Source organism: Williamwhitmania taraxaci (assembly GCF_900096565.1).
Classification (GTDB): Bacteria; Bacteroidota; Bacteroidia; order Bacteroidales; family Williamwhitmaniaceae; genus Williamwhitmania; species Williamwhitmania taraxaci.
Window position 1 is genome coordinate 1 of record NZ_FMYP01000094.1, and the last position, 10,763, is coordinate 10,763.

The window sequence follows — 10,763 nt, forward strand, 5'->3', positions numbered from 1 at the left end:
CGGAACCAAATCCTCCTCCCTTTTCTCATTCCGCTACGCTCCATGAGAAAAGGGAGGAGGATTAATTCCATTAACAATGTGGTGAAACTTTACAGGTTGCTTCATTAGCCAATGAGTAGTATTGGTTAGGAAAAACTAATGTTTAACTTTGTAATACAAACGCTGCATGAAAAATGTTGGTTTGAATGCTTGCGGAGTGCAAGAGATGAATGCTGCTGAGGTGGATGAGGTTATTGGTGGCAGTGATATTATGGATCTTATTCAGTCTTTTGGGGATGCAACTCCTTGGGGGAGTAACTCCACTTGGACAAATATAGGCGGTGGTGCTTGGGATCCAAGGTTTTGGTAGTAAGCGATAAAATTGAATTTTTGTAATGTTTTTGAGGAGGTTACAACCTTATATGGTTAGCCCCCTCTTCTCTTTTTAATCTTTTTAATCTTTTAAATTGTATGCGTTATCTCCTTGTTCTTGCATTTCTTAGCTTTTATGCAGTTGCATTTTCTCAAATAGAGGTTTCCTCAAAATTTATTAACCAAGACTCTGGTGCACCAGTTGAGTATGCAAGCGTATTTCTACTAAAGGATAAGGCTGTAGGATCAAGTACGGGTAATTCAGGATATTTTAAATTATGGATACCGAAATGTCATGTAACGGATACGGTTGTAATTAGTTGTGTTGGTTACGAAAGAAAGGAGGTTACCGTTGAATACATTACTCAAAACAAAACCATATTTCTTCAACCTAAGGAGGAGCAGATTGATGAGGTAATCATTAGTAATAATTTATCAGCGCAAAAAATTGTGAAAATAGCACTGCGCAAATATCCCAAATGGTGCTTTAAATATCGATACTCAACAGACTTTTCGATGAGAAGCTATCTTTTTGTTGATAGCACCAAGCTGGTTGTTGGCGCCATGGAAACTACTGGAGTAATGAATAATAATGGCATGTATAACGATTCCTTGGAAGAAAAGGTTAGCGTAAGCAAGTATCAGGTGTATGGTAGTGTTGATACATCATACTTTACTCCTTCAATGTGCATTAAAAATAAACACTATGATGCGACTTTGAATTTGGAGTATCGCGTAATTGATCACTTTGCAGTTTTTTGGCATGTCGACCCTATCACTGCACAGTACTTTTATCCCGATATGAAGGGTCACTTTAATTTCATTGACGATTCTACCAAATCTGATAAATTCTGGATTGTTAGCGTAACCGACCTTAGGCACATTGATTATGGTTATAAGTTGCCCGAGGAGCAGTTTCGGAAGCAATACAAGAAAGATCTTAATAGGTTCAAACAGGAGAAAAATTATTCACCAACCAATAAGCTGTTTGTTCTTTCAGAGGCCCAAGTGGACAGCCTTTTCTATTCCGATCTGAGAAAACGTTTGGAGAAAGGGAATCCGATGTTTCACAATATGATTCTATATATTGATAAATCCACATTTGCTATTCATAAGGCTGAATATAGGTTCAGTGGAGTAGGCGCAGATGGTAAGTTTAGTGTTTTTACAAATTTTACGGTAGATTATGGTTACTTACTTAAAAAGAAAAAACTCACCCCCTTAAAGATAGAAATAGTCACAAAGAGTTCTATGGGGAAGTTTAGCAATCACACTGTGTTCGATTTTACGAATATCAATACAGGGAAAGGGTTAAATAGAATTTCTTCCAAAGATGTTCATGATAGAGGAAAGCCTAATTCTGTTACGTTTCTTGATATTACGAGTCTTGATGTAGAGGGGTGGGCGCAGGTTAATGGATCTAATATTTTTAAACCAGCATTTCGCACAGATGATTAGTGTTGTTAGGAAATCGTGTAGCTGTTGAAATATAATACATGAATACTGTTGAGGTGGCTGAGGTTAATGGTGGGTGGAACAGTATTTACTCTGCTTTAATGACTTAATTTTATACTATGAAACTTTTTAAAACGCCACATTCAAAAAAAGATTGGTTCGTAAAAGGATTGTTTATTGGTGTGCTAGGTGGATTGATTGGTGCTATCGTGGCTTTTATGCGCTAGTTAGATCCTCTTCAATTTATTGTTAATGAAACTGATTTACTGTGGAAAATGAATTAGTGAAAATTTTTGTCGGAGAGTTATGGCAAGCAACCATAGTTAAGGAGTTGCTCAACGACAACGGAATTAGTGCATTTATCGAAAATGAGCTGATGGGGAATATTGCTCCGTGGCAAATAGCTGCCGGAGGATCGGCATCGGTTACGGTTATGATTGCGAACTCCGATTATGCTTTGGCCAAACCACTCGTGGATGAATTTACCAATGGCAGTAATCCATTGCCAGTGGAGGACGAATAAACAATACTTTTTCCACAACTAAAAACTACATTCAATGTCACAATTTACACCCGATGCCATCTCCGTTTGCATTGGCTATGCCGTTTGCGCATTGCTACTGGCTTACACGTTTAAGGCTAAGAAAACGGATACACTTCCGTTGTCCATTGGCTATACTTTCTTCGCGATGGGTTTCATTATGCTGCTGAACCTTATTTTGAAGATGGTTACTTCAGAACCTCACTCACTAAGGCCGTTTTACGATGTAAATTTTGTGCACTTTGTTGGCGTAATGCTCGTGATAAACCTTTGGCTGTACTGGCGGAAAAGGAAGAAAGAGCAGCAGCAGGGGTAATAGTAATGTTTTAGTGTTGTATTGCCTCGTAATTGTTCTGTTTCGGGGCTTTGGTATACAATACAAGCAGCCTTGTATTGCAAAGTTTTAGTTAGTGCCTAACCGAAATGAGTTTGGTTGGGAAAATTATTATTTAGATTTAAGGCAATTATTATTTACGCCAATGAAATTTCTTCTTTTTCTTCTTTTTCTTTTGCAATCAGCCGGTGCTTACAGTCAGGCAACAGATAGCGCAGCAAAGGCTATTCGCCACTACCCTCTGATAATTCAGGATTCCCCAAGCAAACTTTTTACTATGCGTCAGTTTAGCCAGAACTACCTGTCAGGCTATCGGCTTATGGTTCGCGGTCTTAACTCAACAATCACAAAACCTTACTATTCCGACCTAATTCAACTTGGAATGCAAGCCTTTTTTTTGATGCCGTTAACGCACGAAGAGGGTCACAGATCGATTTTAACCGCGAAGGGGATTGGCTCTGTATCGCAACCATTCTTTAATAGCCAAGGAGCTGCCTACGTAAATGGTGTAACCGATAATGTTCTGAAAAATCTGCGCGACAGCGATTTTCCAACCTATATCCGACTCCACACGGCCGGTTTAGAGTCCGACTACATGCTCACCCTTCGTGAGGAGACAATTGCCAGTTTTGAGCAAGACGATTTCTCTAACTTTAAGGTTGAGTATTGGGTGCGAAAAATTGCCATAATGCAGTACTATTTAATCGGGCTCATTAAGTATGATATGGATTTAAAGGAGGAGTCTAATGAACTAAATCGTGATATTGTAGGTCTCGACACATACAGCGCAGCTCGGCATCTTTTTCGCCCAACAATGGATTTTCAGCGCTATACCCGATACAATGAGCTAGCCGGTGACGAGAAGCGGTTTCTTCGTAGGGTAGGATACCGTTCGCTCCTCAACTTAGTAAATCCACTTATGGTTGGTAGACCTAACTTCAAAATAAATGAGACAACGCGATTAAATGCTGGTATGGGTTACACCATGGCTCCTTTTGGCGATTTTATCGACGAGAATGTTTGGGTAAAACATCGCAACACAAACCTTCACGTTTACTTTAGGCAGTTTCAGAATATGGCAACCTGGTTTCCTGCATGTGGGGCTGGGCTATACGACGTGAAACTAATGAAGCAGCTTCGGTGCGATGTGGTGGGACACTTCTGGTCGCAACCCAAGGAGTTGGATTTCAATACATCCAAAAGCTTTTCGGGTGGAGCCATTGACGCCGCTCTTCGCTATCTGCTTTTCCCTGATTTCGGAAAGGTTCAAGCCATCTCTATCGATTTGGGTGTGTTGGCAAAAACCAAGGGTTTCCTACCGGAGGAAGTCAACATGGAGAAAGGAGTAAGCATGCGTTTTGGCTTATCGCTCTACTATTAATATGCGTATTTATTCTTCAAATAGCGTAATTCACTTATGGAGGTGCTGCTGTACCGTTGGTTAGGAAAAACTAATTTTTAACTTTGTAATACAAACGATTTATGAAAAATTTTGATTTGAATGCTTGCGGGGTGCAAGAGATGAATGCTGCTGAGGTGGCAGAGGTTAATGGTGGAACAGCACCTTGGAACGAATGTCGCAGGCCTGATGAATATGCTGGTTATGGGGGTGGCTCTACTGGTGGTGGCGGTGGTGGCAGTATGTCATTTGGAGAGACAGCTTGGTGGTCGTGGTTGTTATTTCATGGTATAAACGGATAATAGTAGCGGGAAAAGACTTTGTAAGAGTCTTTTCCTTTTTCATACTTAAATTGTAGATTATTGAGATTTAAGAAGACCGTCTTGTTTTTATGAATGACTTTATTCATTTTATTAAGAAGCCAACATATTCTGAGAGCTGCAAGCAGATAAATTGGAAAATGTTTTTCCTGCTGTTTTTTGCATCTGTTATTGTAATATCGCCAATGGTATTTGTTATCAAAATGGCTGTGGATATATGGGGCTTCAGTTATAAAAAGCCTCAGATGAGTTGTCTTAAATTATTGTTTCTTGCGGCAATTTATGCTCCAATTGTTGAGGAACTATTCTTTCGTTCACTATTGGTGTTCAAAAAAAGTAACATTATATCTTACTTGTCGATATGTTTTCTGCTGGGCATTTGGTTTTTTTATAACGGCAGCTATCAAAGCATATTGAATCTTTCTGCGGTTGTTGTTGCTGTAGCATTGGCTTTAGTATTCTACAATCAAAGTAAGGAGTTTGTTGTAAAGAGATATCCTATTGTATTCTATTTCTCTTCAATTGTATTTGGATTGGTGCATATTTTCAACTATCAAGGTGTGACTTTTCATAATTTCATTTTTTCCATACTGCTTGTTTTGCCACAACTGACACTGGGGGTGGTCTTAGGATATATCAGGGTATCTTATGGACTTGCCTATTCGATTCTATTTCATTTTTTGTGTAATCTCCCTGGGGTTATCGTTGTATATTTTATAAGTTGTTGAATAATGATGTTGCTGTTTTTGTGCGGTTAAAATTTCCTGCGTTTATGTAATGCTAGTTCTTTAGTTGGAAAGGTATGGGAGTGAGTTTCGAGTTGCCAAATTTATTGCATTTTTTTCTCAGAGTCTACTTTTTGTAGACGGAACTCCTGCACCTTTGCTACTGCCTAACCGAAATAATGTTGGTTAGGAAAAACTAATGTTTAACTTTGTAATACAAACGTTTTATGAAAAATTTTGATTTGAACGCTTGCGGAGTGCAAGAGTTGAATGCAGTAGAGATTAGAAGTATTGATGGTGGTACATGGGCAGCATTCATTGACGGTTTTGTAGCTGGTTCCGGTGGCGGAGACGTTAGTAAATCTGGGATGTCTGGGTTTGGTTGGTATTCTATTGGTTATGGAATAGGTGTATCAATGAAACAATAAAAACTAGATTTGAACAATTTTAGCGTCCTTCAAAATGAATACTAGTGGATTAAGACGTAAGTGTTTTTGAATAGTTATGCTGATAATCAGTATAATAATTTAATAACATTAAATAGAACTTACGTCTTGAATCACTGTGTTAATAATAAAATAGGCTGCCTGTTTTTGATATGCACCCCAAAAGTTAGACACAAAACTTTTGGGGTGGTTTTTATGAAAAAAAGAAAAAATGGGAAGCACAGCCTTTCTAGAAAAATGAGGGTAATAAAGGTTTGCCGATCTGGTTATGGCTCCACCACCATAAGCGGGAGGTGCCCATAGCCTACTCCAAGACTATATTCTCCTACTACTATACTCGGCCATTCGAGATCGAAATCGTTTTTTCGCTGAAACCACTCGACCAAGAGGAGCAAATAAAAGTTGAAGCGGGAAGCATCTTTTTTTCAGAGTCTACTTTTTGTAGACGGAACTACTGCAACTTTGTTACTGCCTAACCGAATAGTTGGTTAGGAAAAACTAATGTTTAACTTTGTAATACAAACGTTTTATGAAAAATTTTGATTTGAATGCTTGCGGGGTTGCCGAGATGCAACAGCAGGAGTTGAGTGAAGTGAATGGTGGCATTTTTTGGTTGATTCCAGTTGTGATTGGTGCCGGGATTATTGAGATAATGAGTGATTGGGATAATTTTGAACGCGGGTTTAGTGGTCAACCATATAAACAAAAATAATTATGATGAATATTACTGAATTAACTCAAGAGGAGTGTGTTAATGTGAATGGTGGTGCGTCATTCGCTTATCGTGCCGGGCAGGCAGTTTCAATGATAGTTGGCTGGAATGCTGCAGCTGGAATGCCAACTACTACAGGTGGTTTTATAGCCTATTGCGATTGGTTTCTGTAACAAGAAAATAGAATGTCTATCCTTTGGTGTGTTTTAGTTATAACTACTTTTAGAAAATGGAACTTAGGATAACATTTTTTTTGTTTACATTGCGTTAATGATAATTATTGAAGCATGTTGCACTTTAGGGAGGTATTAAGTTTTCCTCCCTTTTTTTCATCCATATGTAGATTATTTTACGGTTGTTAAAACTATTAACGTGAATGTAGATATGAGCACTAACGTAAAAAACAGAATAATTGTGAAGAAAAATGTTCTTACAGGAATAACGATTAAAGCGGTTGTTGCATTTATTGTCTTCTATTTGATATTCCATTATTGGAATGAAATTGAGGTTTTTATTCGCAACATTTTTTAGTATCATTGGATAATCCTATCCCCTCTGCTCTAGTTTGTTTGTCCGTTGGTATTTCACAAATAGAGATGATATTGAGGATACAATTAATCTCATTGGTTTCCAGTTTTTATGAAAAATTAATTTATGTCATTATTTACTCCCGATACCATTTCTGTTTGCATAGGTTATTTGTAACTGCACTGGCAAAGAGTAAGAAAGAAAAACGCCGATAAACTAGAACGGTTTTAGTTATTACACCTCGAAATAATCGTGTTTCGAGGCTTTGGTCTGCAATAAAACATGGTTTTGTATTACAGAATGTAGGAACTGCTGTCTAACTGGAATTGTTGGTTAGGAAAAACTAATTTTTAACTTTGTAATACAAACTTTGTATAAAAAAATTTTGGGGGAATTCTTGTGGGGGGCACGAGATGAATCACCATCAAATGGTGAGTTTCGTTGCTTTGCTAAACCTTTACTAAATGGTGGAGATGTCTCCGCTCTTTTATTTTTAAAATAATGTTTTAATTCACCAAGTTATGAAATGTAAATTAAAAATACCCGGTTGTTTGATGAAGACGACTTTGCTTGTTTTATGCGTCTTTCTTTCGTTTTTTTCTATAGCACAGCCGGTGTCCAAGAAGTTGGTAGATAGGGAAACTGGTAGCTCGGTTCCCTTTGCTAATGTATCCTTTGTAGGAAATAATGGAGGAATCATGGCTGATGAGGATGGCGTTTTTACGGTTTCGGCTAAAGTGGGCCAACGATATCGGATTACTCAGGTGGGTTATTGCACTATTGAACTCTCCTACGAACAGTTGATGGAGCCAAAAGAGATCTTGATGGACGAGGTTAATATTGAGATTAACCCCGTTATTGTTAGTGCCGATGCGGCGCGCAGGGATATTCTTCGAGCTATTGATTCAACCTATAAATTACTAAAGGCTCCACTTTTCTTAACCTGCTACCAACAAGATAGGGTGGAGGTAAATAATCAAATGGTGGTGGAGGCAAAAGCAATTATAGCAGCCAAGATTATTACTATATTAAGTCCTAGCAAAGGCAATAGCGGCTCGTATAAGTTGGAAGGGTTAAGCGTAGCGCACAGCCCTAATTTCCCAGTCGATACGGTCTCTACGTTTCGATTTTTACCAGGTGTATATGTCAATAGTTTCTTAGTTGGTGCGTCAAAAAAGGACGATAGTAATTTAGTTTACAGCTATCTCAACGTCAATGACTCCATTATAGTTATTAGCTTTCGACCTAAGAAAAGCTTCATCCCCAGTGGCCACTCTATATTAACATCGGGTCGATTTTTTATTGACAAAAAGAGCTGGCGAATGCTCCGAATCGATACCGAACTTAGCAATTCCATGCTCAGCTATATGCGGGAGTCGGTTGCGAATCGTAAAAAGGCAAAGGAGTATTACCTCGACTATTCTACCTCAACAACCTATTCTAATCTTGGAATTCCGGTAACGGCAAAACGACTGATGGCCTATTCGCTCAAAGGTGATTCAACCAATGCGCGGTGGGTATGCACCTCCTACCAAGTATTTTCCAACTCTCGGGAGCAACCTAAGACCACCTCTGAGAAGAAAAAGCTGAATAAGTATAAAGCGCTGATATTTCAAACCGCAAGCACTACTCCTGAATTTGAGTTTCAGTTTATTAAGGGATTTAAGGCAGAGTAATGGCGTGATATATGGACTGCTATTTTAACTGTTGCTTGATTTTTATTCACAACTGACGTAACGTTGTTAGCGAACAAATCAGAATTTGACTTTACTCAGGGACTAGAGGCGTTTTTTCTTGTTTAGTTGATTTTGGCTCCCTGTTGTTGGGAGCCATTTCCTTAATTTTAACTGCATGAATGACTTTATTCATTTTATTAAGAAGCCAAAATATTCCGAGAGCTGCAAGAAGATTAATTGGAAAATATTTTTCCTGCTTTTATTTGTGCTTTTTCTTCTTTCATTAGCGCTGGGTCCTGTCACTAGAATTCTTATCTATGTGTGTGGATTTAATAATGCTGTACCAACATTTATTCTCCCTAAAAAAATACTGCTTATTATAGTTTTGGCACCCATTGTGGAAGAGTTATTCTTCCGGTTACTACTGATATTCAAAAAAAGAAATTTGTACATTTATTTATTGTGCTGCACTCTTCTAGGTATTTGGTATTCTATTAACGGGAGCGATACAAAACTTGTGCTTATAGTAGCCATAGCTATTGCCTGCATTATAGCAATTACTTACTATGATCAATGTAAGTTGGCTATTGTAAAACGGTATGGATTCTTTTTCTACTTCATTGCGGTGGTCTTTGGGTTAGTTCATATTTCTAATTTTGACGGTATTACTTTCCATAATTTCATTTTTACCCCATTTATTGTGCTGCCTCAATTAATGATGGGCGTGATATTTGGTTACATCCGAGTAACCTACGGAATTGCATACTCCATTCTTTTCCATGCAATGGTCAATATACCATTTGTGTTATCGCTATTGTAAGCGATGATTATCAAATATTACCTGCATTATGCCGTGGTATCAACTAGCCTTTGGATGAAACTTAGAAACTAAAGGAGGGGTAAGTATTTGCAATATACATCTTTCATTTAACCTGTCAGAACTCCTGCAACTTTGCTACTGCCTAACCGGAATAGTTGGTTAGGAGCAACTAATTTTTAACTTTGTAATACTGAAGTTTAAAAAGTTAAAACTTGCTGCGGTTTAAAATTTCCGGGCAATGCGGTTGGATAATTTTTAAGAATTAAATTCGAATCAATAATTTTATACGATAAAACTATGGATAACCAAACTGAATTAGTCGCAATTTATGTGGGTGAGCAATGGCAAGCAACCATAGTTAAAGAGTTGCTCAACGACAATGGAATCAATGCATTTATCGAAAATGAACTCATGGGGAGTATTGCACCGTGGCAAATAGCTGCTGGTGGAATGGCCTCGGTTACGGTTATGATTGCTAGCTCCGATTATGTTTTGGCCAAACCACTCGTGGATGAATTTACCAATGGCAGTAATCCACTGCCAGAGGAGGCGGACGAGGAGTAGCACCAATTGTGTTCGATATTTAGCCTTGTCTCTGATTTCTGGACCCATGCGGGTTGTGCTATTGCCTTCTCCGAAACGGAAATCGAAAGCCATGGGCTGTAATGTGTTTAAACCAATAGCATGATAGAGCGCGATTATATAATGCGGTTGATTAAGCAGCTCTTCGATGCGCTCAACCAATTGTTTTTGAATCGAAAAGAGGAACGCATCGAGGAGATTCAAATACAGCTAAACGGCTTTTATGAAAAGTATTTGGGTCGAGATAGCTCGTTCTTTTATAGCAGCAGCGTCCAGAGTATTATTGGTGCTCTTGTCGATGGGAGGGATATCCAGAAAGATGGTCTGGTAAGAGTGGAGATGTTGGCTGAGCGACTTTATCGAGAATAAGCTGAAGCTCATCGTGAACAACGCGAAGAGTAAAGTTTGCTACCGCAACCAAACCAAGTTTTTGGGGTATACCATTCAGCGGAGTGGGATACTCACCATCGCTGAAAAGAGCCACAAAAGGCTGAAAGAGAAAATCAGGGCAATCACCAAGCGCAACAGAGGGGTGAGCCTCGGACAGGTTATCGCCGAGCTGAAACCAGTATTGCGCGGGTGGTTAACCTATTTTCAGCATGCAAAATGCCGTGGACTTTTACAATCGACCGACGAATGGATACGGCGCAAGTTACGCTGTTTTAGGCTTAAGCAATGTAAAAGGGTGATAACGCTCCAGCGCTTTTTAGAAAGCATGGGGGTCAAGGAATGGCAAAGCTGGATTTTAGCGCTTTCGGGCAAAGGTCATTGGCGGAAAGCAAAATGCCCACAAGCCAATCAGGCTATGAGCATTTTATGGTTTGAGGAGCAAGGCTTGTACAACCTTGTATTAAAATACGAACGTTTAACCAAT

General features: G+C 38.8%; 16 protein-coding genes. All 16 read left to right on the forward strand.

The window, feature by feature from the left end:
- The first annotated feature begins 166 nt into the window (after positions 1-166).
- A complete protein-coding gene (locus tag BLS65_RS16075) occupies positions 167-349 on the forward strand; it encodes a hypothetical protein (protein WP_092440843.1) in 183 nt (60 codons plus the stop codon).
- Positions 350-450: 101 nt separating this feature from the next.
- Positions 451-1,809, forward strand: coding sequence for a carboxypeptidase-like regulatory domain-containing protein (locus BLS65_RS16080; RefSeq protein WP_092440844.1), 1,359 nt, complete (start codon positions 451-453; stop codon positions 1,807-1,809).
- Positions 1,810-2,074: 265 nt separating this feature from the next.
- Complete coding sequence (locus BLS65_RS16085; RefSeq protein ID WP_092440845.1) at positions 2,075-2,329, forward strand: putative signal transducing protein; 255 nt, start codon at positions 2,075-2,077, stop codon at positions 2,327-2,329.
- 34 nt (positions 2,330-2,363) lie between these two features.
- The gene (locus BLS65_RS16090) at positions 2,364-2,663 is read left to right on the forward strand and encodes a hypothetical protein (RefSeq protein ID WP_092440846.1); all 300 of its coding nucleotides are present in this window, start codon (positions 2,364-2,366) and stop codon (positions 2,661-2,663) included.
- A gap of 163 nt (positions 2,664-2,826) precedes the next feature.
- The gene (locus tag BLS65_RS16095) at positions 2,827-4,062 is read left to right on the forward strand and encodes a hypothetical protein (protein ID WP_092440847.1); all 1,236 of its coding nucleotides are present in this window, start codon (positions 2,827-2,829) and stop codon (positions 4,060-4,062) included.
- A gap of 101 nt (positions 4,063-4,163) precedes the next feature.
- Positions 4,164-4,382, forward strand: a complete 219-nt coding sequence (locus tag BLS65_RS16100; protein ID WP_092440848.1) for a hypothetical protein — start codon at positions 4,164-4,166, stop codon at positions 4,380-4,382.
- A gap of 89 nt (positions 4,383-4,471) precedes the next feature.
- Complete coding sequence (locus BLS65_RS16105; protein WP_092440849.1) at positions 4,472-5,128, forward strand: CPBP family glutamic-type intramembrane protease; 657 nt, start codon at positions 4,472-4,474, stop codon at positions 5,126-5,128.
- 224 nt (positions 5,129-5,352) lie between these two features.
- Entirely contained in the window at positions 5,353-5,553 is a 201-nt protein-coding gene (locus BLS65_RS16110; RefSeq protein ID WP_092440850.1) for a hypothetical protein, read from the forward strand.
- A 272-nt stretch (positions 5,554-5,825) separates the two neighbouring features.
- Positions 5,826-6,047 (forward strand): hypothetical protein, encoded by a 222-nt coding sequence (locus tag BLS65_RS16115; RefSeq protein WP_125869915.1) that lies wholly within the window; start codon positions 5,826-5,828, stop codon positions 6,045-6,047.
- A gap of 53 nt (positions 6,048-6,100) precedes the next feature.
- Complete coding sequence (locus BLS65_RS16120; RefSeq protein WP_092440852.1) at positions 6,101-6,283, forward strand: class IIb bacteriocin, lactobin A/cerein 7B family; 183 nt, start codon at positions 6,101-6,103, stop codon at positions 6,281-6,283.
- Between the two features lie 2 nt (positions 6,284-6,285).
- A complete protein-coding gene (locus BLS65_RS18455; RefSeq protein WP_170830174.1) occupies positions 6,286-6,456 on the forward strand; it encodes a hypothetical protein in 171 nt (56 codons plus the stop codon).
- Positions 6,457-7,365: 909 nt separating this feature from the next.
- Positions 7,366-8,487 (forward strand): peptidase associated/transthyretin-like domain-containing protein, encoded by a 1,122-nt coding sequence (locus tag BLS65_RS16125; RefSeq protein ID WP_125869916.1) that lies wholly within the window; start codon positions 7,366-7,368, stop codon positions 8,485-8,487.
- A gap of 175 nt (positions 8,488-8,662) precedes the next feature.
- Positions 8,663-9,307, forward strand: coding sequence for a CPBP family glutamic-type intramembrane protease (locus tag BLS65_RS16130; RefSeq protein WP_092440854.1), 645 nt, complete (start codon positions 8,663-8,665; stop codon positions 9,305-9,307).
- A 297-nt stretch (positions 9,308-9,604) separates the two neighbouring features.
- A complete protein-coding gene (locus BLS65_RS16135; RefSeq protein WP_092440855.1) occupies positions 9,605-9,871 on the forward strand; it encodes a putative signal transducing protein in 267 nt (88 codons plus the stop codon).
- Positions 9,872-9,991: 120 nt separating this feature from the next.
- The gene (locus BLS65_RS16140; RefSeq protein WP_092440856.1) at positions 9,992-10,258 is read left to right on the forward strand and encodes a DUF6483 family protein; all 267 of its coding nucleotides are present in this window, start codon (positions 9,992-9,994) and stop codon (positions 10,256-10,258) included.
- A 13-nt stretch (positions 10,259-10,271) separates the two neighbouring features.
- A partial coding sequence (locus BLS65_RS16145; protein ID WP_317039070.1) for a group II intron maturase-specific domain-containing protein occupies positions 10,272-10,763 on the forward strand: 492 nt, incomplete at its 3' end.